17 protein-coding genes and 1 tRNA gene are annotated in these 23730 nt (G+C 43.4%); 11 read left to right on the top strand and 7 right to left on the bottom strand.

The window, feature by feature from the left end; all coding sequences use genetic code 11:
• Positions 1 to 404: 404 nt before the first annotated feature.
• Positions 405 to 477: transfer RNA gene (locus tag J7545_RS13945), tRNA-Ala, on the bottom strand.
• A 110-nt stretch (positions 478 to 587) separates the two neighbouring features.
• Between J7545_RS13945 and J7545_RS13940 the strand changes: the two genes are divergently transcribed.
• On the top strand, positions 588 to 1481 hold the full coding sequence (locus J7545_RS13940) for a rhodanese-related sulfurtransferase (RefSeq protein WP_318700549.1): 894 nt from the start codon (positions 588 to 590) through the stop codon (positions 1479 to 1481).
• 303 nt (positions 1482 to 1784) lie between these two features.
• Here the strand turns inward: J7545_RS13940 and J7545_RS13935 are convergent, their stop codons facing one another.
• The 3 genes from J7545_RS13935 to J7545_RS13925 form a co-directional block, all read right to left on the bottom strand.
• The gene (locus tag J7545_RS13935; protein WP_318700550.1) at positions 1785 to 4823 is read right to left on the bottom strand and encodes an ATP-binding protein; all 3039 of its coding nucleotides are present in this window, start codon (positions 4821 to 4823) and stop codon (positions 1785 to 1787) included.
• Between the two features lie 179 nt (positions 4824 to 5002).
• Complete coding sequence (locus J7545_RS13930; protein WP_318700551.1) at positions 5003 to 5266, bottom strand: hypothetical protein; 264 nt, start codon at positions 5264 to 5266, stop codon at positions 5003 to 5005.
• 10 nt (positions 5267 to 5276) lie between these two features.
• The gene (locus J7545_RS13925; protein WP_318700552.1) at positions 5277 to 5510 is read right to left on the bottom strand and encodes a hypothetical protein; all 234 of its coding nucleotides are present in this window, start codon (positions 5508 to 5510) and stop codon (positions 5277 to 5279) included.
• Positions 5511 to 5596: 86 nt separating this feature from the next.
• Here J7545_RS13925 and J7545_RS13920 point away from each other — a divergent pair, with 86 nt between their 5' ends.
• On the top strand, positions 5597 to 6826 hold the full coding sequence (locus tag J7545_RS13920; protein WP_413038698.1) for a pentapeptide repeat-containing protein: 1230 nt from the start codon (positions 5597 to 5599) through the stop codon (positions 6824 to 6826).
• 19 nt (positions 6827 to 6845) lie between these two features.
• Here the strand turns inward: J7545_RS13920 and J7545_RS24085 are convergent, their stop codons facing one another.
• Both J7545_RS24085 and J7545_RS13915 read right to left on the bottom strand, forming a co-directional pair.
• The gene (locus tag J7545_RS24085) at positions 6846 to 7049 is read right to left on the bottom strand and encodes a nucleotidyltransferase domain-containing protein (RefSeq protein ID WP_413039015.1); all 204 of its coding nucleotides are present in this window, start codon (positions 7047 to 7049) and stop codon (positions 6846 to 6848) included.
• A gap of 120 nt (positions 7050 to 7169) precedes the next feature.
• On the bottom strand, positions 7170 to 7511 hold the full coding sequence (locus J7545_RS13915) for a histidine triad nucleotide-binding protein (RefSeq protein ID WP_318700554.1): 342 nt from the start codon (positions 7509 to 7511) through the stop codon (positions 7170 to 7172).
• A 209-nt stretch (positions 7512 to 7720) separates the two neighbouring features.
• On the opposite strand from J7545_RS13915, the gene dusB reads away from it, so the two are divergent.
• The 5 genes from dusB to J7545_RS13890 all read left to right on the top strand — a co-directional run bounded on the left by dusB (position 7721) and on the right by J7545_RS13890 (position 14963).
• Positions 7721 to 8764 (top strand): tRNA dihydrouridine synthase DusB, encoded by a 1044-nt coding sequence (dusB, locus tag J7545_RS13910; protein ID WP_318700555.1) that lies wholly within the window; start codon positions 7721 to 7723, stop codon positions 8762 to 8764.
• A 74-nt stretch (positions 8765 to 8838) separates the two neighbouring features.
• Positions 8839 to 9228: a DUF4359 domain-containing protein gene (locus tag J7545_RS13905; RefSeq protein ID WP_318700556.1), complete on the top strand. Its 390-nt coding sequence runs from the start codon at positions 8839 to 8841 to the stop codon at positions 9226 to 9228.
• A gap of 27 nt (positions 9229 to 9255) precedes the next feature.
• Positions 9256 to 10779, top strand: coding sequence for a serine/threonine-protein kinase (locus J7545_RS13900; protein WP_318700557.1), 1524 nt, complete (start codon positions 9256 to 9258; stop codon positions 10777 to 10779).
• A gap of 114 nt (positions 10780 to 10893) precedes the next feature.
• Entirely contained in the window at positions 10894 to 13812 is a 2919-nt protein-coding gene (locus J7545_RS13895; protein ID WP_318700558.1) for a response regulator, read from the top strand.
• A gap of 5 nt (positions 13813 to 13817) precedes the next feature.
• Complete coding sequence (locus J7545_RS13890; protein WP_318719715.1) at positions 13818 to 14963, top strand: sensor histidine kinase; 1146 nt, start codon at positions 13818 to 13820, stop codon at positions 14961 to 14963.
• On the opposite strand, the gene J7545_RS13885 is transcribed toward J7545_RS13890, so the two are convergent.
• Positions 14911 to 17637 (bottom strand): PAS domain-containing hybrid sensor histidine kinase/response regulator, encoded by a 2727-nt coding sequence (locus J7545_RS13885; protein WP_318700560.1) that lies wholly within the window; start codon positions 17635 to 17637, stop codon positions 14911 to 14913. The two genes, J7545_RS13890 and J7545_RS13885, sit on opposite strands and share 53 nt — an antisense overlap.
• Positions 17638 to 17994: 357 nt before the next feature.
• On the opposite strand from J7545_RS13885, the gene J7545_RS13880 reads away from it, so the two are divergent.
• The 4 genes from J7545_RS13880 (at position 17995) to J7545_RS13865 (ending at position 23661) form a co-directional block, all read left to right on the top strand.
• A complete protein-coding gene (locus tag J7545_RS13880; RefSeq protein ID WP_318700561.1) occupies positions 17995 to 20016 on the top strand; it encodes a response regulator in 2022 nt (673 codons plus the stop codon).
• A gap of 54 nt (positions 20017 to 20070) precedes the next feature.
• On the top strand, positions 20071 to 20913 hold the full coding sequence (locus tag J7545_RS13875) for a hypothetical protein (protein WP_318700562.1): 843 nt from the start codon (positions 20071 to 20073) through the stop codon (positions 20911 to 20913).
• 67 nt (positions 20914 to 20980) lie between these two features.
• On the top strand, positions 20981 to 22846 hold the full coding sequence (gene ftsH / locus J7545_RS13870) for an ATP-dependent zinc metalloprotease FtsH (protein WP_318700563.1): 1866 nt from the start codon (positions 20981 to 20983) through the stop codon (positions 22844 to 22846).
• A 518-nt stretch (positions 22847 to 23364) separates the two neighbouring features.
• On the top strand, positions 23365 to 23661 hold the full coding sequence (locus J7545_RS13865) for a hypothetical protein (protein ID WP_318700564.1): 297 nt from the start codon (positions 23365 to 23367) through the stop codon (positions 23659 to 23661).
• Positions 23662 to 23730 lie beyond the last annotated feature (69 nt).

Raw genomic sequence — 23730 nt, 5'->3', positions numbered from 1 at the left:
TTCCCTAGTCCCAGTTTTCGTAATATTACTTTTTCCTCATCACTTAGTCCAGTGATTGGGGATATTTTCTGTCGGATCATGCCAGCCCATGGAGTGCCGATGGATATATATCTTCTTTGGTTACCCTAGTTGGGTCTCCAGCTTGGATATATATCTATTTTAGCACACCTTATGACTCTCTCTTTATCCATAGGGAATGCTTATGTGATGGTCATGTGATTGGTTTATTAGCGGAAATCTATGGTGATGCTTTTATAGATAGATTTCCTCTATTTGTACGACCTATTTACCCTGCACTGCTTTGGAGTGGTGTAGGATGATTTTGTGTGAAATATGTGTGAGCGCTCTGCTTTCAAGCAGGATGTCAGTGGTGAAAAGTCTGCTATGCTTTGGTTTGTTGTTAATGGAGGTAAGCGGACTCGAACCGCTGACATCCTGCTTGCAAAGCAGGCGCTCTACCAGCTGAGCTATACCCCCAAGAGGATTTAGAATAGGCGCAGAGGTTGAAATGCACCCCACTCGATCTATTATACACATAAGACTTGATTTGAAAAGAGGTTCAGCTAATTTTTTTTCTGGAGGTGACCATGAGCCTTGTCGTAACGACCTTTTACCAATTTTTTTCCTTTGCCGATTATGCCAAATGGCGATCGCCTCTACACTCGCTATGTGAAGAGCAAGGGATCAAAGGAACCATCCTCTTAGCATCCGAAGGCATCAATGCCACGATCGCCGGTTCTCGTTCGTCCGTTGATGCCCTCTTAAGCTATTTGCGTTCTGATCGTCGATTATGGGATCTTACCCATAAGGAATCTACAGCGCCAGATTATCCCTTCGATCGCCTCAAAGTGCGCCTCAAACAAGAAATTGTCACCCTCGGTCAACCAGACGTTAATCCCAATGAGCAAGTGGGAACCTATGTCAGTCCCCAGGAGTGGAACCAACTAATCGGCGATCCAGAAGTCACTCTCATTGACACCCGAAATGACTATGAAGTAAAGATCGGTTCCTTCCGGGGGGCGCAAAATCCCCACACTGACTCTTTTCGGGACTTTCCCGACTATGTAAAAAACCATCTCGATCCCCAAAAGCATCCCAAAGTGGCTATGTTCTGTACTGGGGGAATTCGCTGCGAAAAGGCCACGGCCTTTATGCTCAAACAGGGCTTTCAGGAAGTCTACCACCTGCAAGGCGGAATTCTGAAGTATCTCGAAGAAGTCCCCGAACCCGACAGTTTATGGGAAGGGGAATGTTTTGTCTTTGACCAGCGGATCGCCATCAAAACCGGCTTAGTTGCTGGCAGTTACAATCTCTGTGTTGCTTGTGGTTATCCCATTTCTGAGGAAGATAAGGCTTCACCAGACTATGAAGAAGGAATTTGCTGTCCCCATTGCAGCGATCGCCTTACCCCTGAAAAACGGGTTCGCCAACAAACGAAATATCAGCAAAGCAAACTTAAGAAAACAAGGGATAACAAATAAACAGCACCCATCCTCCAACAAAAAAGATCCCAAATAGCCAGAGCAAAAATGTCAGAGACCCTTTAACCTCCAGCGATCCCAATATCGGAGTCGCGGAGATCATCAGCAGAATGAAAAAAGCGCCAAATAATAGCCATACAGAAGAGCTATTCAAACCCATCATCATGTACTCCATAACCTAGTCAGATACTTTCATTCTAGGTTACAGTTAACACAGAAGGGATCATTTTTAAGGTTTGCTTCTTAATTGAGTCGCCGTAATCGAGAGTGCTAGTGATTACATCAAAAACTGTACAAACAATTCTAAGCCGAGTTTTCTACATTTTGGAAAAAATCTTCTAACAGAATCCTGATTTCCTCAATCGCAAAATCGTCTAATAAATCTGAAGTATAACGAACAAAAGACTGATACTCTTTGTCGATTTTTGCTAAACGTTTCACCTCATTTTCCATATCCTCAATATCACCAATTCGCGCTGATTGATAGAGCTTTTTGAGTTCAGACTTTGGAGGAAATATCATTGTAAATAAATTGCTTTGTTTACTGTTTTCCACTCGATCTATGGGATAATCCAGATGATCCAAGTCTGGACTATCAGTATACATCCAGGTCAAATTCAAGTGCTTTTTCAAACTGGCTAGTAAAACCTCTGTATCAATAGGTTTAGGAATAAAATCATTACAATTAATTCCTGGACTGTTTTCTGTGTCTAAACCTGAAATGCTAGCACTTGATATAATGATTGGAATATGTTTCAATTCATTGAGATGTCGTAGAATTTGAGTCAATTCTAAGCCATCCATTACCGGCATAAAAATATCAGTAATAACTAAATCTGGCTTTACTCTTTTAGCTTCTTTGAGTCCTTCTTTGCCATCAGTTGCTTGTACAACTTCAAACCCTAGGGAGTTGAGCAAGTTGACAATCAAAGAACGATGTTCCCAACGGTCATCAATAACTAAAATAGTTTTCTTTTTGCCTAAATATCCAGTAATGGTATGGTCTTGAATTGGAAATTCTGCAAATATAGTCTCTTCAGCTAATAAACACTCAATCTCAAAGAAGAAGCAGCTTCCTTGGTTAGGAATACTAGAAACTTGTAACTCTCCTCCCATCAATTGAACGATATTTTGACTAATCGCCAATCCTAAACCAGTGCCTTCAGACATCCGAGCTTTGTCCCCCACTTGTTCAAAGGGAGAAAATATTTTTTCCATTTGTTCTGGAGGAATGCCAATGCCAGTATCTTTGACCTCAAAGCGAATTATTGCATAATTCTGATTCTCTCTAGAACTCAGATGAATACAAGTTACCTGAAAAGTTATTTCTCCAGTATCTGTAAACTTAATCGCGTTGCCAATCAAGTTAATTAAAACTTGCCGCAACCGTTTTTGATCAATTACAATCGCCTTGGGTAAATCAAAAGAATAAATGCTTTTAAAATCCAAGCCTTTTTGATGAGCTTTGATTTTGCAAATTGAAGTTATGCCATCTAGAAAATAGCTTAAAGCTAAGGATTGTTCATGCAATTCTATTTTTCTCGATTCAATCTTAGCCATGTCGAGAATATCATTAATCAGGCTAAGTAAATGAGACCCACATTCATGAATTACGTCTACTCCTTTGCGATCTTCTCCCTCCAAAGTTTTCGAGCGTTTTAAGATTTGGGTATAACCCAAAATTCCATTGAGGGGAGTGCGAAGTTCATGACTCATACTGGACAAAAATTCTGTTTTTGCTTGGTTGGCACCATCAGCCGCCTGCTTTGCTTGTTGCAAGGCTAGTTCAATTTCTTTGCGATCGCTAATATTTTGCAGCGTTCCTTTAACCTTAATCCCTCGATCATCGACTTGAAAGGGTTGACCAATGATACGAACCCAAATCAAATGACCTGAATGACGCATTAAAGGCAGTTCTAAATCAAAGTCAGTTAAGTGAACGATCGCTTTATCAATTGCTTCTCTGAGTTTATTTTTATACCTGTTTTCAAAAAAGGATAACATCCCCTCTAAAGTTGGTATATACTCAGGTTCAAGTTGGTGGATCTGGTAAACTTCCTGAGTCCAAATCAACTCTTGAGTCTGAGGGTCAAATTCCCATCCCCCTAACTGACCAATTTTTTGGGTTTCATTGAGTAGAGCTTCACTTTTGCGAATGGTAACTATTTGTTCTACTACTTGTTGTTCTAAATTATTAACTAAAGCTTGCAGTTGGCTTGCCATTTCATTAAACCCTTCTGCCAATTCTCCTAGTTCATCTTCCGATTCTATCGGTAAGCGATGGTCAAGAGAACCTTGTTTAAGCTGATTGACTCCTTGAGTCAGTTGGATGATTTTTTCTGTGATTCCTTTTTGGAGTAATCGGGCAATAATCGTGACAAACAATAATCCAAGCAGGACAGAAAAAGACAAGATATAGTAAATCAACTCACTCGCCTCATCCACCTTTTTTTCTGCCTTTAAGACCTCTTGATTAGTTAATTCAATAAGTTGACCAGAAATTCGATCTATATTTTTTGCTTGTAAGTCAAAATCACTAAATTTGGCTTGAATTTCACTGTCTACTTTTAAAATCTCTTCTGCTGTATTCTTATAAGAGGCGAGAATGTTTAATAGAGTATTTTTTTGTTGCTGGTTTATTGTTGAATCTTCTAGTATCTTTTTCTCTAATTCTAGTAAGATTTTAAAAGTAGAGCGCATATGGCGACGCTGCCGAGTAATCAAATACTCTTTTTGTGCCAGACGTAAAGCTTGATATTGTTCTCTCCACTGGATGTCTAGGGACTCAATGGCCTGTTTTCCCTCGTTACCTAAATGATCTAATTGGTCTTTGAGTCCTTTTCCCTCTTCCGCTAGTCGTGTAACCAATTCGACCGCTTCCATAAAAGTTGTTTCATAATGTTCGGCTGAGGCAACAAACAAATTGATATCCACATCTGTTTCTTTAAGGGAATTACTAACTTGTGGTTGCTCAATCAGTTTTTTGAACTCGGTCATTAAGCGAATGACTTCATTAATATTATCTACAGCTTCTTGGGCATAAATTTCTTTAGCCTGATTAAATCCAATTTCTGAATAGCGCAAGAAAAAATCTCTTTGATGGGTACGAGCGGCTTGCAAATGGCGATCCATCTCTAGAACTAATCTCTGAAGCTCTACACTTGTATAAATATCTTGTGCTGCTTTATCTTGAACGACTTTAAATGCAATATAACTATTGATTGAAACCAACAGAATAAAGCCAAATAATCCACCAAAACCAGTGGATAGTTTAGTGGTAATACTTAAGCGATTCCACCATTGTTGGAGCTTTCTAAGTTGAGTGAAAATCACCGGTTTCATAGAATAGTTGGATCGAAACAATCAACAGTAACAAACTTAGCATCGCAATTTCGTAGTTCTTGACAGCCAATTGGGAGTGTGCAATTGGGAGATCGCACCGCCACAGAGGAAAGTCCCTCCAGCACCATATTAGCTGTATCGTAGGCAAAACTGTAATCAGGAGGCTCCGAAGAGTAACCCTATTCACCTTCATAGGCATTGTCCACTGTCCTTAAACCTTCTGTTTGTGGCCAAGCAAAGCCCACTAATGAGTTCAAAGTCGGCTTCATGTTGCGATCGCCCTTATTGACTGCTCCACTCAAAACAACCTCACCCTCCAATTGTGCAAAGGTCTCTTCACAAGAGAGACTTAATCTCTGGGTAAATGCATCCCCATCATTGACCGTTGCCGCCCATTTTACGCCTAGCTCTTCAATGGCAAATTTAGTAGCGACTTTCCCCACTTTAGTCTCATTATAGTACTGTGCGGAAACAACCTACATACCCATGACTGGCAGATTCAGAACCCATGGGAGTTAAGAAAGGGACGGTATTGCCTCCCCCTAGCTCAATGGGTTCATTGGGGCTAAAGGTAACATACCCTAAACGATCGCTACATTCAGGAAGCCTTGATGAACACGCTGACCATGGTAGGATAGCCAAGAGCATCAACCCAGAACGAATCGTCCACTTATTTTTCTGTATCATGTCTGAAGACTGCCTATTTTAACGATCGCGCTATGCTTCTTTAAGATGGTACGTCGTTTATGATCCTTGATTAGTTTTCCTGTATGATGCCCGATCCGATTGCGTCGTCTTCCCCTTCCCTATCCCCTAGCTCTCAAGGTAAACCTCGTCATTCCCTAGAGCAACCGCCCTCAACTTTAGAGCCTTCAGAGTTTAATCCAGAGCGATGGTCGAGTAAACCGTCGCCATCTGGGGATTGGATTATGGTAGTGGCGATCGCCGTCATGTTTGTGGGATTATCGCTTCATAATTTCTGGATGGGCTTTTCTGGGGCAGCCGTTGCCTTTGCGCTCTCTTTGCGGTTAGTCTGGCCGACATTAACTCGAACGCTCAAAGATCTGACTGCCCAACAGCGATCGCAACTTATCGGATTTACCGGTTTATTTATTTCCCTAGCTGGACTCCTTAATTATTTAGGCCTGTATCGCGCCATCAGTAACTGGCTCAATCAAGTCAAATGGGATGAATTTGGGTCTTGGGCTGAATGGGTGGGTGCTGTGGGACAAATTATGATCGCCATTTTGGCCGTTTATATTTCTTGGCGACAATATGTGATTTCCAAGGATTTAACCATTCAGCAAAATACCATTACTCAACAACAAACCATTGATGCGTTTTTTCAGGGCATCTCTGAACTGGCATTAGATGATGAAGGTATGTTAGAAGATTGGCCTCAAGAGCGCTGTTTTGCCGAAGGCCGAACTGCCGCCATTCTCAGCAGTGTCAATGCCGCTGGGAAAGCCAAAGTCATTCGGTTTTTATCCCAATCCAATTTACTCACCCCCTTGCGACGGGATTATCATTTGGGGCGACCGATTTTTGATGGGCGAGGAGGATATCAGGAAGACCGGCTTAATGGGATTCGAGTGATTAATTTAGGAGTGATGTTAGCTGGTGTAAATTTAGCTCGTACAGACCTGCGATGGACAGATTTAAGTGAGGCTTATTTAGTCCGCACGGATTTAAGAAATGCCGATTTAACCAAGGCAAATGTATCCCGAACCGTCCTGTATCAAGCCAATTTAGCGGGCGCTGACTTAAGAGGGACACAGTTCTTTTATGGATCGGCACAAACAGCTACCCCCCGCGATCGCCAACATCCACCCAATTACAAAACCGGAGAATATACCGGTGCAGTAGTTGAAAATACTGATTTTTCTGGCGTTCAGGAACTCTCAGAAGAACAACGCTATTACTGCTGTTCTTGGTGTGGGGAAGCCTCACGACAAACCATTCCCGGAGGGTGTGAGGGGATTACAAACTTTTTAGGAAGGTAGTCTAGAATCAACGAGAAATTCAAAGATACAGTGCTTTGCGCTGTGATAGGGGGATGGGGAGAGAGGGCGAGAAAAAAACATAGACAAAGGGGGTTTTAAGCACAATCAAAATAGCGATATCAGAATCAATATCCGCCTCTCCCCGTGCTTCAGAACCAAACAAAATAACTTTATCTAAATTGTCTTGATAAAGGGATTGTAAATACTCTTTTAGTTTCTTTATTGCGATCGTTCGTTACGATCGCCTTTCTGCCAGAAGCATAAAGATACTCAATCTCAGAGTTATTGATGGGTTTCCTAAATCTGAGAAAACCCACCTGTACCATACGATAATAACGGCAAACTAGCCCGGAGGCCAGTCCAGAGCGCGTCCTCCGAGAATGTGGAGGTGTAGATGATCGACCGTTTGTCCTCCGTCTGCTCCACTGTTAATAACCACGCGATATCCGTTCGTGAGTCCCGCTTGTTCGGCTACTCGTTTAACAGTGAGCAATAAATGACCCATCAAGGCATGATCTGGAGAGTCAGCATCGGCTAGCTTGGGAATTGGCTTTTTGGGAATCACCAGAATGTGAACGGGAGCTTGGGGAGAAATATCGTTAAATGCCAGACAAAGGTCATCTTCATAGACAATATCTGCTGGAATTTCCTTACGGATAATCTTACTAAAAATGGTTTCGCTCATGGATCGAAGAGGGATAAATTGAATTGGTCTCATGATACAGCACCCAGAAACCGGGTTTCTTGCGCATCTTCTTGTTTGTCTTGTCAACCCTGGTAGAAACCCGGTTTCTTGCCCCCCGCGTAACGCCAGAAGCCGAGTTTTTGACTGTTGTATAATTAAACGGAAAAAGGATTCGCTGAAAACTCAAACGCTCATTCCATAGATTCACCATGGTTGCCTTGTCTCCAGAACTGCAAGCTCGACTCTCTTCTCCCCTGAAAATTGGTACAGTAGAAGTCAACTCTAGGGTATTACAATCGCCTCTATCGGGGGTGACGGATTTGGTGTTTCGTCGCCTGGTGCGTCGCTATGCTCCCAGTTCCATGATGTATACGGAAATGGTGAATGCTACGGGATTACACTATGTGCGGGAGTTGCCGAAACTGATGGAAGTAGACCCGAATGAGCGTCCCATTAGTATTCAACTGTTTGACTGTCGCCCCGATTTTTTGGCGGAAGCGGCGCAAATGGCGGTAGACGAAGGGGCAGATACGGTGGATATTAATATGGGCTGTCCCGTCAATAAGATTACTAAAAATGGGGGCGGTTCGTCTTTGTTGCGCGAGCCGGAAATTGCGGAGGCGATTGTACGAGAAGTGGCTCAAGCAGTTGAGGTTCCGGTGACGGTGAAGACGCGCATTGGCTGGTCAAATCAGGAAATTAATATCCTGGAGTTTGCCCAACGGATGCAGGATGCGGGAGCAAAAATGTTGACGCTCCATGGCCGGACTCGCGCCCAGGGGTATAATGGGCCGGCCCGTTGGGAATGGATTACGAAGGTTAAAGAAAGGTTGTCCATCCCAGTCATTGCCAATGGGGATATTTTCTCCGTGGAAGCGGCAGTACGCTGTTTGGAGGAAACCAAAGCGGATGGGGTGATGTGTTCGCGGGGGACGTTGGGGTATCCGTTTTTGGTGGGGGAAATTGATTATTTCTTGAAGACGGGAGAAAAATTGCCCGAACCGACGGCGATCGCCCGTTTAGAATGTGCCATGGAGCATTTACGAGCCTTGTACGAATATAAGGGCGATCGCGGTATCCGTCAGGCCCGTAAGCATATGACGTGGTACGCTAAGGAGTTCTATGGTGCGGGAGAGTTGCGGGGTAAATTGGCGCGGATAGAATCCGTAGAAGACGGGGTAAGCTTATTAGAAGGGGCGATCGCCAAACTGATGGAATTAGACCTCGATCCTGCTTCTGTCCCCGTAGGCTAGTTTTCCCTAGTTTCCGGGAGATAGCCCGCAGTTGGGTGTATGGTCAAGAATGGCATTTAGACAGGAATGTGGTTATGAAAGCGCTAAAAATGGTGGCTTTAGTCGGAGGAGTGGCGATCGCTACCGTAACCGGAGCAATGGTTGCCACCAACCCCAAATCCTCCAACTATGAAGAGTTTGCCTCCCAACAGTTAGTCGAATATCTCCAAGAAAACGTTTGCGACAAAGCCAATCAAAGCTTTGGCAACATCCTGCAACAATCTTGCGATAACTTCCTCCAAGAAGCTCAACCCCAACTGCAAACCATCATTGCCCAACGCACTGATCGTCAAGACTATATACTGTTTAGTATCTATCGAACTAATCTATCAATTACCGCCTTTCTGCCTGCTTACGAATTTGAAACCCTAGGAGTTTTTTCCCATTTCCATATCTTGAAGGCAGAAGAAAGATCCGCCCAATAACGTCACTTTCGTTGTCAGGATATCCCCATGAGTTATTGTGTTAACCCCGAGTGTAAATCCCCCCAAAATCCCGATAACACTAAATTTTGCTCCAGTTGTGGCACTTCCCTCTATCTCCGACAACGCTATCGGCCGATTAGTCAACTTGGTCAAGGGGGATTTGGTAAAACCTTTATTGCGATTGACGAAGATATTCCGTCCCAACCTCTCCGGGTAGTTAAACAACTCTATCTCAAGGGGTTTAGCGATCGGGTCGTTCATAAAGCTCAACGGTTATTTCGTCAAGAAGCTGTTCGTTTAGATGAGTTAGGAAAACACGATCAAATTCCCGATTTACTCGCCAATTTTGAACAAGATCAACAGCTTTATTTAGTGCAAGAATTTGTAGACGGCCCAACCCTCACTCAGGAATTGCAACAAAAAGGGGGTTATGAACCCGAAGAAATTGAACAACTGCTGCGAGATCTTTTACCCGTTTTACAGTTTGTTCATGATAATCAGGTCATTCATCGGGATATTAAACCCCAAAATATCATCCGCCGCAAAAAGGATAATTTACCCGTATTAATTGATTTTGGTGTATCGAAATGGGTTTCGCAAACCACCTTAAACCAAACCGGAACGATCGTCGGCAGTGCAGAATATATGCCCTTAGAACAGTTGCGAGGGAAAGTTTTTCCAGCCAGTGATTTATATAGCTTAGGAGCCACTTGTCTCCATTTGTTAACCGGACTGGCTCCCTTAGAACTCTATGATATTGCGAATGAAAAATGGGTATGGCGAGACTATTTACTCCCAGAAAAACGGGTGAATTTAACATTAGCCCAAACCCTCGATCGCATGGTTGCCCGGAATTTAAAACAACGCTTTCAATCCGCCTCGGAAGTACTATCTGTATTATCAGTTTCTCCTGGTTCCTTCACCTCTATAGCAGCTTCCAAATCCCAAAAACCTAAATCTCAAAAACCGAAACCTCTCACTTCCCGTCCCTCTTCAAGTCGCACCGCTATCAGTAACCAACCCACAGAAGTCACCTCTAAAGTATTTAACCCCCTTCATATGGTTAAAACTTGGGTGTTTGGCTCCTCCGAACTCCCCGTAGAATTGAAGTCTGCTGTGGGTGTTGATTATACAAAATTGCAAAATCTACTGCAAATGAAGCGCTGGAAAGCAGCCGATCAAGAGACCTGGAATTGTCTTCATAAAGCATCGGGTAAACCGATTAGCTCTTTTTTAGATCCTCGTAATATCACAGATATTCATTGTGAAGATTTCCAGACTGTCGATCGACTGTGGGTTGAGGCCAGTGAGGGACGCTTTGGGTTTACGCTTCAGTTTCAGGTCTATCAACAAGCAGGAGAAGAGTACTTCCCGTTTTGCCAAGCCCTGAAGTGGCCTTTGCGGCCCAGCAGTAATACGGAGGACTATATTCAGTATAAAAGCAATGCTCCTGTTGCTCACCTGCCCTCTCCCGCTCGCTTCAAAGGATCGGATTGGTCAAAACATGTAGAGGCGATCGCTTCTAAGTGTATTATTTGTGGATTAGTTTAGAGTTTTTGAGTTTTCTGCTATATTTTCTTAAGGAATATCTAAGGATATTTAGAACATCTTCTATTGCCTCTTACTTTTTGCCTCTTGCCTTATTAGATATAAAAAACAATAAAGATGGTAGCATTAAAGCCTCCTCGACCTCAAATTTTAATTATTGATGATTCCATGAATAATCTGCATGTTTTGTGCAGTGCCCTCAAACAAGCAGGCTATAAAGCTCGTGGTGTCAAAAATAGTAAGATGGCTCTGATTAGCATTCAAGCCGCTCCTCCCGATCTAATCTTACTCGATATTAGAATGCCCGATCTCAATGGCTACCAAGTCTGTCAACGGTTAAAAGAAAACCCAAGAATGTCTCATATTCCAGTGATTTTCATTAGTGCTTTGGACGATCCCATTGACTTAATCCGAGCCTTTGAAGTCGGAGGATGTGACTATATTACCAAACCCTTTCAGATTGAAGAAGTCTTGGTGAGAATCAAGCACCAATTAAGAATTCAGACGTTAGAAAAACAACTCCTCGATCAAAATCGCCAATTACAATACGAAATCGAACAGCAGGAAAAAACTCAAAAGGCACTACAGGAGTCAGAAGAAAAATTTTCTAAAGCTTTTTTACTCAGTCCTTATCCCATGGCGATCGCCGCATATCCTGATGGAGAATTCATCGATCTCAATCAAGCCTTTCTAGATATTACGGGATATTCTAAAGCAGAAACTATCGGTAAAAACCCGATGGAGATGAATTTGTGCGCTAATTCTAACCAAGGAGATCGGCTCTTCGTAGAACTCAAGAGATCGCAACGCCTCCAAAACTACGAACTGCAAGTTTTAACCAAAAACTCAGAAGTCCGCACCCTTCTCCTCTCAGCTGAATTACTTAATCTACAAGCTAAATTTTATATTCTGTGTCTATTTAACGATATTACTGAACGCAAAAAAATAGAAAGCAAACACAACCAAGTATTAACGGAGCTAAAGGAGAAAATCAAACTCGAAAGAGCTACCCGTCAAATTCTGGAACGGATGCGCAGTACCCTAGATATGGAACAAGTGTTCTACACCATCACCGAGGATATCCGCCAAACCCTACAGTGCGATCGCGTGGGTATATTTCGCTTTAATCCTGACTGGAGTGGCCAATTTGTGGCCGAATCTGTCGGTAAAGGTTGGGTATCCGTAATGACTAACCCCTTTGTCTCTCTAGAGAGCGATCGCTGTTTCGTCAATCTCTACACCCCAAACCCTCAGATCATCACTGATACCCACTTCCAAAACACCCGCAACGGACGCTACCAATACCCAACAACCTATTTCTGCGTTCCCGACATCGAACAAGCAGGATTCAACGACTGCTATCTCGATCTCCTGCGCCAATTCCAAGCAACAGCCTATCTAACCGTTCCCCTCTTCACCGAAACCGAATTTTGGGGACTCCTCGCCTGTTATCAAAACTCCAGTCCTCGCTTCTGGACAGACAGTGAAATTCATTTTGTAGTCGAAATTGGCGAACAACTTGGCATCACTTTGCAACAAGCCAAAGTCCTCGAAACTGCCCAAAGACAATCCCAAGAACTTGCCCAGGCCAAAGATATCGCCGAAGGAGCCAACCAAGCAAAAAGTGAATTCTTAGCCAAAATGACCCATGAACTGCGAACTCCCCTCAACGGTATTTTAGGCTTTACCCAAATTCTGCAACAAGATACAAACCTCAGCCATGGAGTCCAAGACTACTTAAGCATTATTCACCAAAGTGGCGAACATCTATTGCACTTAATTAACGATGTTTTAGATATGTCTAAACTTGAATCTGGGCGCATCAAACTCTATCCCCAACCCTTCGATTTCTACCAATTTCTTGACTCCCTCAGCCGTCTCATCCGAACTCGAGCCAGAACCAAAGGACTAACTTTTCAATTAATTCAGGAAGAGAATACCCCCAAAACTATCCAAACCGATGAACACAAACTTCGACAAGTCCTCATTAATTTACTCGATAATAGTATTAAATTCACTCCTTCAGGAATTATTACCCTCCGGATTTCTTGCCCTTCCTATTTATGCTTCGAGGTAGAAGATACAGGGATTGGCATGTCTTCAGAATTCTTATCCACCCTATTTAATCCATTTTCTAATCCTCCATCTCAAGAGGGAACCGGGTTAGGTCTAGCCGTGAGTCAAAGATTAGTCAATTTAATGGGAGGACAAATTAAAGTCAAAAGTCAAGTGAACCAGGGGTCTCGATTTAGCTTTCAAATTCCTTTTATTTTGGACAAAAGTATTCATTCTAATCAGGAGAGTAGCTCTTCCCCAGTCATTGGACTCGCCCCGAATCAACCGAACTATCGTATATTAGTAATTGAAGATCGCTGGGCCAGCCGACAATACTTAGTGAATCTACTACAATCCGTTGGATTTCAAGTCCGCGAAGTCTCTCAAACTGAAGAAGCCATAATTCTATGTAAAAACTGGTTACCCGATTTAATTTTGATGGATATCCAACTCTCGGCAATCTCTAGTCATACCGTCACTGAGACCATTCAAGCCACACCCAAAGGCAAAGAAACCGTGCTGATTGCTTTGATCCCTGAATTTGCCTCAGATCAACTCGGAGATCTTAGAGCAGATGGGTGGGATGACTACATGAAGCAACCCTTTCAAGAAGAAGTCGTGTGGCAAAAAATTGCCCAACATTTAGGAGTTCATTATCAATATGCTAACTCATTGGACTCTACCTATCTCACTCCAGAATTGACGGAATTTTCTAGTGTAGATTTGATAAAGTCTAACCCCGATCCAACGATTGAGAAGGATTCAGAACACTTAAAAGAACGGTTAACAGAAATGTCTCCAGATTGGATCGATCGGTTATTCCAAGCGGCTCGTAAGGGATCGGATTCAGAAATTCTTGATTTAATTCAATTCATTCCTTCTGAAAACCAAAATTTAGCTGATAGATTAGAAAATTGGTCGAATAACTTTCAATTTAATCGAATCCTAGATCTGGTGAAAAATGTTGCCCATTCCCAATAAATACTATGAATATGAACTCTCAATTGATCGATTATGCAGAAATTTTAGTTGTTGATGATAACGTCGTTAATGTGCGCTTATTATCAGATATTTTAAGTGGTATGGGCTATGAAGTTCGCAAAGCATTGAGTGGAAAAGCAGCGATTGATTCCATTTATAGTTGTTTGCCTGACTTGATTTTATTAGATATTAGAATGCCAGAAATGGATGGGTATCAAGTGTGTGAAGCCTTAAAAAGCGATCCTAAAACCTATGATATACCCATTATTTTTATTAGTGCTTCAGATGATACGTGGGATAAGGTGAAGGCATTCCAGTTAGGAGGAGCAGACTATATTACGAAACCATTTAAAAACGCTGAAGTTTTGGCTAGAGTAAAAAACCACTTACATATTCGTTCTCTGCAACAGCAACTGATTGAAAATAATGAGAAATTGACTCAAGCTAATCACGAACTAGAAAAATTCACTTCAGTAGTCTCCCATGATTTACAGCAACCGATGCAAAGTATATTAGGATTTGCTCGCATTCTGGAGTTTACGTTAAAAGATAAATTAGAACCCGAAGAATATACTCATTTACAAAGTATTATTAGTGCGGGCGATCGCATGAAACGGTTAATCCAGGATTTATTGATCTATGCCAAAATGGGACAAGAGCAGATCGCTTTAGAACCGGTTGATTGTAATGAGATTATTGGGCAAGTGAAAGAAAACTTAGCCAGTGCGATCGCTGAACGAAATGTGAATCTTATTTGCTCCTCATTGCCCACAGTGCAAGGGAATGAACTTCAGCTTGTTCAACTGTTTCAAAATTTAATTAACAATGCGATTAAATTTACAGCTCCAGATCGACAACCAGAAATTCAAATCAAAGTGGTCATTCGGAAAAACAAATGCTTAATTAGTATCAAAGATAATGGTATTGGTATCCCCCTAGACAAGACTGGAGAAGTTTTTCAAGTCTTTAAGCGCTTTCATGACTCCAAAAAATATAGTGGCCATGGCATCGGGCTAGCTACGTGCCGCAAAATTGCTGAGAATCACGGCGGTAAAATTTGGTTTAAATCGGAAGTCGATGTGGGAACATCTTTTTATTTCACTCTTCTAATGCCTGATGCTGAAGAAGAGACTCAGGAAGTAACGGAGTGATTAGGTCTAACAAACTCTCAAAATCAAACCCATTCAATTTCTGCTCAATGAATTGTATCAGTTCAGCTCGATCGCCTGGCAAATCTTCAATTAGCTCTAGAATCCTTTGATCGTCCAGGGTAATGGTGGCATGGTATATGTCTTCGAGCCATAGCTCTGGCATCGTCAAAAATATGCTAACATCAACCGTTTCCGCATGGATTGGCTCTGAGAAAATACTGATTCTTAATGGATCTTCATAGGTATATTCTAGGGATAAAAATTCAGCAATAGTCGCCAAGAGAATAGATTCTTCAAGGGGTTTATAGAGTACGCGATCGTAACGGATTTGAGCGTTTAACTGGTCTTCATCCTCAAAGACCATGGCTGCGATCGCGATAATCGGTATAGACTTCTCCTGAGTGATAGCACGAATTTGTTCCATGGTTGGATATCTGTTCTGGTAGGACATTCGCAAATCCATCAAAATCAGATCCGGATCAAAACGGTGCCATTGGGCGATCGCCTCTTTGCCATTGGCTGCCCCCTCAACCACAAATCCCACCATCTCCAGCAACGTAACCAACCATTGACGATCCTCTGAGTAGTCGTCAATCACTAAAATGCGATAAGACGGTTGATCCGGTGCTAAACCTTTTACCCGTGGATGCTCTTGATGTCCTTGCCTCTCGAGTAAACACTCTGGTTCTACCGGAATCTGAAACTTAAAAATACTACCTCGATCGACGACACTCGATACGGTTAACTTACCCCCCAATAACTCCACAAACTTATGGCTAATCGATAGGCCTAAACCGGTTCCCTGTTGGGATGCTAACCCTGTTGAAGTCTGCTGAAAGGGTTGAAACAGTAACTCAATTTCCTCTGGAGGAATTCCTGGACCAGTATCTTCTACTTCAAAAGCTAATAAATGCTGTTTTTCCCTCTGTTCAATATAACCCACTCGTAAAATCACTTGTCCACGAGTAGTAAATTTAATCGCATTACCGAGCAAATTAATCAAAATTTGCCGTAACTTCCCTTGATCCGTTTCCAAGCATTCGGGCAATCGAGTTATCTTTTGCACTTCAAAATGGAGCTGTTTTTCTGCTGCTTTCAGATTTAACATCTGATAGAGACTCTCGAGGAAAACTTGTATATTAATCGAAGTAGGATTGATCTCGATATAACCCGCTTCAACCTTCGATAAATCTAAAATATTATTAATTAGCCCTAATAAATGTTCTCCACTGTGATAAATGATGTTGAGATAATTTTCGTGTTCGTCAGAGAAACAAGCATCTCGCAGGAGAACCTGAGTAAATCCTAAAATGGCATTCAGGGGAGTTCTTAATTCATGACTCATATTGGCTAAAAATCGACTTTTGGCATGGCTGGCAGATTCCGCCTGTTCTAGAGCCAGATCTCGTTCTAATTCTACATTCTTTCGTTCAGTAATATCACGGGCAATCAAAATGACTTGATCCTCTAACATAGGAGATAAGGTTGCCGAAAACCAAACCTTGGAGTCTTCAAGATCGAGAGCATAATCTAAAGTCAGGGTAATTCGATCGGTTACCACTTGTTGTAACTGCTGACAGAGTGTTTCTCGCTGCTCTCCATAAATAATCTGATTAATGGTTTCCGAAATCAGTTCGACTCCCTCTCCCAATGCCGGAGCAGTGGGACTCATTTTAATGGTTTCCCCCGCTCGATCCAGGACTAAAACAATATCTCCCATCGCTCCAAATACAGAGCGCATTTCCATTTCTGAAGTCTGGATTTTTTGTTCTAAAAGCCTGCGATCGCTAATATCGAGGAGAATGCCAAATAATCCCCTCACCTTACTATCAATCCCTAAAATCGGTTGCACTCGCAGCTCACAATAGCGCAGTTGTCCGTCACCACTATAGAGCGCCAGTTCCCATTCTTGGGCTTTTCCTGTGGCGATCGCCTCTTGGATACGCTGGTGAAACTCCCGGCGATCTTGGGCAGGGAGCTTTTTCAACACTTGTGCATAGGTCAACCGTTGGGGATCGATCCCTAAAATACGATAGGTTTCCTGCGATCCTCGAATTTCCTGACTGAGGCGAATCTCTTCCTGACGCTCCCATTCCCAACTGCCAAAGTGGGCAATTCGCTGTACTTCTAATAAGGATGCATTTCCTGAGAGCAAATACTCTGAAGAGGTAGATGGGGAAATGGGTTGTTGCCATAGATAACAGTCTGGACAGGGTAGGAGATAGGCGGATTTTTCTCTTAATTGATCTCTTAGCTGACTCTGATGCAGTTGTCCTTCAATCGCACTGACGAGATCAATGGGTTGGCTCGAAGATATAAATCTTACTCCCTGAAGCACTAATCTTTTGACTGTTGCTAAATCGACTGAATCATTGGTTAACACCAGCAAGGGGATGCCATGAGTTTTGGGATCGGATTTGAGGCTTTGATAAACCTGTTGCCAATAACTGGCAGAATGGGATTGAATTAAGACTAAATTCGGTAGAAAGTCTGGGGGCATACGATCTTCCCAATTCGGGAAGAGTTGAATGTCATACCCAAGTTCAACTAATTGGTTTTGTATGATTTCTCCTTGACTAGAAGTGTGGGTAATGAGAGCCAGGCGATCGCCGCTCGAGATCTCAGCCCTTTGAGTATCCCTACTATGGGTTCTATCCGTCAGATCGTCTCTCATGGCGAGAATGTCCTTGGCATCAACAGAGCTGTAGATGAGGATTGAAACTCAGCTTCAGTCATCTTTGAGTTACTGAAGTAGTCTATCAAGAATATCTATTCGCTGTATAAGAATCAAGCTCGGATCAGAGGAGTGAGATAATCAGATAATATGTAAAAATTCAAGTCAAATCCTGAATCCGCCCCCTGAGGTAACTGGTTCAGTCCATTGGCGATCGCTTCAGGGATAGCCGTTGAACACTTGAGGGATTCCCATTGTGCGATCGTGAGCCTCTTCTTTGTGGTGTGTAACAACTATCGTCCAGTTCCCCTGGTTACTTCCTCTTTCCACGCTCCAAAGCACGAATAAGCCATAACTATGAGAATTTTAATCACCGAAGATGACCCCATTTTAGCACCCATGCTCAAGAAAGCCTTAACGCACCAACATCATGTAGTTGATATTGCTCATGATGGGGAAATTGGCTGGGAATATGCTGATACTCTCACCTACGATTTAATTTTATTAGATATCGATCTCCCCAAGCTAGATGGATTAAATTTATGTCATCGTTTACGACAAGAAGGATATCAAGGCGCAATTATCTTATTAACCGCCAAAAATGAGAGTACCGATAAAGTCAAAGGTCTAGATGCTGGAGCCGATGATTATGTAGTCAAACCTTGTACCCTAGAAGAACTGAATGCTCGGATTCGGGCCGTAATGCGCCGTCAGCAAACCTATACCCAATCGCTGTTAATCTGGGGGGATTTATCTTTAAATCCGAAAACTTTCGAGGTTACTTATCAACAAAAAAACCTTTCTCTATCGGCAAAAGAATATAGTTTGCTGGAATTATTTTTACGCCATCCCCAGAGAATTTTTAGTAGCAGTAGTATTTTAGACTATTTATGGTCATTTCCTGATAGCCCAGGGGAAGATACGGTGCGGGCCCATGTGAAGCGCCTGCGACGCAAATTAAAAAATGTAGGTGCAGATGGGGTCATCGAAACCATTTATGGTATGGGTTATCGTTTGAAAACCTTACCCCCTAAAGCAACAGAAGCCCCAAGCCCTACTCCCCCTATCATCCCGATCGCTGAACCTCAGAAACTGGAGACTCCAGAAGCTCAAACTGAGGCAATGATCGCCGAGTTATGGGAGTCTTTCAAAGGGCCGATTCTAGAGCGATTAACCCTTCTAGATGATGCGATCGCTGACTTAGAACAAGGCACCTTATCAGAAGATATGCGCCAGGAAGGACAACGCACTGCCCACAAATTAGTCGGCTCTTTGGGCATGTTTGGCTATCCCCAAGGATCGGAAATCGCTCGGTTAATGGAAATGATTTTCCAATCCGATAATGTTAGGCATAAAGGGCGCGAGTTGCGATCGCATCTAAGACACCTACAAACCCTGCTTACTCCCCCTGAACAACAGACAGCCAAGACAGAAGAAATCCCTGTACAACAGAAGGAAGCCAGCTCTCTCGATTTCCCGGATTGTCAAGACTCCGATCTTCCTGCTCCCCTAATTGTCCTTGCCGTTGACGACGATCCCTTAATTCACCAACGCCTCACCACCTGTCTCCCTCCCTGGGGAATTGATGTTATCCCCTTGGGAAACCCCCATAACTTTTGGACAACTCTCAAGCAAGTTCAGCCCCATCTGCTGATTTTAGACATTGATATGCCCGATATTACCGGATTAGAGTTATGTGAAGCCGTTCGTAACCATCCAGATTGGAATAACTTACCCATTCTGTTTTTAACCACCTACAAAGATCCAGAAACCATTAATCGCCTTTATTCTCTGGGTGCAGATGATTATGTGAATAAAACGGCAACCGATCCGGAATTAGTCACCCGTATCTTAAATCGTCTGGAAAGGTATCAACTCCTGCAATCTCGCTTAAATCTGTCTCCCCAGATCGATCTACAGGATGAATTAACCCAAGTTATTCGTCGCTATCCGGCTTGGACACAACTGGAACATCAGCTCGAAAGATGTCATCAAGATCGCCAATCTTTAGCCGTTATCCTATTTGATATCGATCGCTTTCGACAGATTAATCAACAGGGAGGCTATCGATTAGGCGATCTCGTCCTCAAAAATATTGCCCAAATTTTACTCGAGCAAGTTCCCCCAGAAACATTAATTACCCGATGGGGAGACGATCAATTTTTATTAGCTGTTCCTGGAATCAATCGCCGACAAACCGAGCGATTAATCCAGCAGATCCTCATTCAAGTAGATCGGATAGATATTGGTGGCTTAAAACCGATTAAAATTACCCTCAGTAGTGGCTGCGCCCAATTTCCCGATCACGGTCAGGAATTAGAGCAACTTTGTCAATGGGCAGAAAAAGTTCTACATTTAGCCCAAAGAAAAGGGAGGTAGAGGCTCGCTGGGGGACATGGGGACACTTCAGACGTGGGAAGATACTCAGAAAAGATGAATAACCTTTACAGCCTATTATGGATGAGTCTGGTGACGGCTACCCTAGGAGGAGCCAGCTTTGCCCTCTTCTGGCATAATCGCCCGGTGGGGAATCCTCCTGCTTCCCAAGCTTCTCCAACTTCTTCTCCTGCTGCGATTTCCGCTAATGCGTCTCTGGAAATCCCGTCAGAAATCCGCCCTTTAAATCTATTGGACATAGATGATGTGGAACCTGGAAGCGAGTTTGATGAATTTCGTCGGGAATTTCGTCATGCAGTTGCTAACCGAGATCCAGACTTTATGATGGACTTGTTACCAGAGGAGAGTCCTTTATGGGAGACAATAGGACAAGTGAGGGTATGGGAAGAATTGGAAAAGGCGATCGCCCTTGGATGTATTGCTGACCCTAATCCCACTAATGCTAAAGTTGACCCCTTTACTTCCCTCTGGATTTGTCCCCCCGTACAATCGGAACTGCTGCAAGCCTATCCCCCATTGGCCGACTCACCCCAACCTAGACTAGACTGGGAAAAGAATCAGGTGGTTGTGGTGGGATCGGGAGTGAATGTGCGATCGCAGCCCGATATCGACAGCGAGGTGATTTCTGTTGCCTCTAACGAAGTCTTAACCCGCAACCCTTCACCATCAGAAGAAACCGAAATAGAGGAATTCGAGGACACTGCTGACTCCTTCTCCAGTCCCCTCGATGGATGGACACCCATCTGGTTACCCAGTGGAGAAGCCGGTTATATTTATAATCGCTATGTCTATTCTCCCCTAGACCCCCAAATTCAATTTGGCCAAGTTCAAGGAGAATGGCAACTCTTCTATCAAGATTCGGGAGTCGGGAATGAGTAATTCATGGACTCTTCGCTATCCCCCTATCTCCCCATCCCCCTATCCCCCCGCATGGAGTTCATCATCTATGAGTATTAAGAAAAAGCCCCAACTCCCTCGACCTCAACAGATGGGTTGGATTTTAGTCGGTGTGGCTGGGGTAATTGTAGCGGTTAACTATATTCTCCCTCAATTTACACGGCCAAAACTGCCCACCATTCCCTACAGTGAATTTTTATCTCAAGTCAAGAATAATCAGATTTCTGGTGTGCAAATTGGGTCAAACGAAATCCGCTATCGCCTGAAATCAGAAAATGGTTCAGAAGAACTCGGTCCCCTACTCTCGACAACTCCCGTATTTGACCCCGAATTAGTCCAGCGATTAGAAGCAAATGGAGTTCTGTTTCAAGCCGCCCCACCGCCAACGAATACCTGGTTTGCTGTCCTCCTCAATTGGGTTATTCCGCCGATCATTTTGGTTGTCGCGTTTCAGTTTTTCCTTAATCGGGGGAATTCTCAATCTCTAGCGATTAGTAAGAGTAAAGCAAAGGTTTATGTGGAGGGAAAATCGGAAAAAATAACCTTTGTGGATGTGGCTGGAGTAGAAGAAGCCAAAGTTGAGTTAGCAGAAATTGTGGAGTTTCTCAAAAGTCCCGATCGCTTCAAAAAAATTGGTGCGAGAATTCCCAAAGGTGTGCTATTAGTCGGTCCTCCAGGAACCGGAAAAACTCTTTTAGCTAAAGCCGTCGCTGGAGAAGCTAATGTTTCCTTTTTCAGCATCTCAGCTTCGGAGTTTGTGGAACTATTTGTGGGCACGGGAGCTGCACGAGTCCGGGATTTATTTGAACAAGCGAAAAAGAAAGCTCCCTGTATTATCTTTATTGATGAGTTAGATGCTATTGGCAAATCCCGCAGCAGTGGTGGGATGCCAAGTGGCTCGAATGATGAACGGGAGCAAACCCTAAACCAGCTTTTGACGGAAATGGATGGGTTTGGAGTCGGTGATGCCACAGTAATTGTTTTAGCGGCAACGAACCGCCCAGAAGCTTTGGATGCTGCCCTGTTACGTCCCGGACGCTTCGATCGCCAAGTGCTGGTAGACCGACCGGATTTAGCCGGAAGGTTGACAATATTAGAGATTTATGCTAGGAAAGTTAAACTCGGAGACGATATTGATTTGAGGGCGATCGCCACCCAAACCCCTGGATTTGCTGGAGCAGACCTCGCCAACCTAGTCAACGAAGCGGCATTGCTCGCGGCTCGCAACAACCGAGAAACCGTATCCCAAGCTGATTTTAAAGAGGCGATCGAGCGCGTGATCGCCGGACTAGAGAAAAAGAGCCGCGTATTGAGCGATCGCGAGAAAAAACGAGTCGCTTATCACGAAGTCGGCCATGCCTTAGTAGGAGCCTTAATGCCGGGAGGCAGCAAAGTTGCCAAAATCTCCATCGTTCCCCGGGGTCTATCTGCCCTCGGCTACACTCTCAAATTGCCCACTGAAGACCGCTTCCTGATGGAAGAATGGGAACTGCGCGATCAAATTGCCATGTTACTCGGCGGACGCGCTGCCGAAGAACTCATCTTTAACACCATTTCCACCGGAGCCTCCGACGACTTGCAACGAGCCACAAACTTAGCCGAACAAATGGTCACCACCTACGGCATGAGTAAAGTCTTAGGCCCCTTAGCCTATCAAAAACTTTCATCTGGAAACTTCCTCGGTAATGGTAGTGGCAACACTCGCCGCCTGATGAGCGACGACACTGCCCAAACCATCGATCGCGAAGTCAAAGAAATTGTCGAGCAAGGATATGAAAAAGCCTTTAGCATTTTGTCCCACAATCAAGAACTGATGGAACAAATGACCCAAGAACTGTTAGAAACCGAAGTATTAGAAGGCGAACAACTGCAAGTGTGGTTGGATCGCGTCAGTCCTATCTCCTCTCCATCCTAGATATTGATGGATGACAAGCTTCAAGAGAAATCGTAGGGCGATCGTAGAGACAAGGTACGCCTTGTCTCTACGATCGCCGTAGTTATAACAAGTCTGGTTAATTGGCTATAGGGAATAGGGAATAGGGAATAGGGAGTAGAGAATGTTCTACCGGAACAATGTAGGAGTGGCAATGCAGTATACATAGTGAAACCGATTACTCAGGCATAATATTAGTCATAATTATTAAACCAAAACCCCTCAAAAAACCGTAAATCAACTTAATCTTCATCTCGTATCTATAGAACAACCCGTAAACTTACTATACTCTATTCCGCAAAATTGCGGTATCATGACCCTTAACAGATCGGCATTAAACTTTCTTCAAAGAAAAATAAATGAGTACATTCCTCATGGCTTATGCCCTGATCTCCTATGTGTTTTCAGGGGCAGTTTGCTATACTAGCGCACGCAAAAATCAACACACTAATAATCCAAATAATTTTCAAAGCTGAGGATGGATTGTCCTATTTTGGCCCTTGTGGATTGGCAATGAAATTGACAACACTTCTAGCTTAAATACCAGTTATTCTCTTGTAGAAGAACGGATAGAACCCCAGGAAAAAGTGCATCCCTCGAAACCCATTGGACAAGTCCTCGAAGAAGCCGGACTCCTCACCCAAAATCAAGTCCAAGCCATCTTAGCCTACCAACAAGATCATCGCTATTTGCGCTTCGGGGAAATTTCAGCCATGTGGGGATGGACTCAAGGGGTGACAAGGAGGCTCAATGGTAGAGAGAGTGGTGGGTTGAGGAGGCGATCGGTAAAAGAGTAAAGTGGTCGTGTAGAGACCACAAAAATATAAAAATGCTTCCTCAATTGTACCAGAAAATCCTCGAACCTA

The organism is Roseofilum sp. SBFL (genome assembly GCF_017746885.1).
Classification (GTDB): domain Bacteria; phylum Cyanobacteriota; class Cyanobacteriia; order Cyanobacteriales; family Desertifilaceae; genus Roseofilum.
This window is presented reverse-complemented; position numbering and strand designations above follow the sequence as displayed.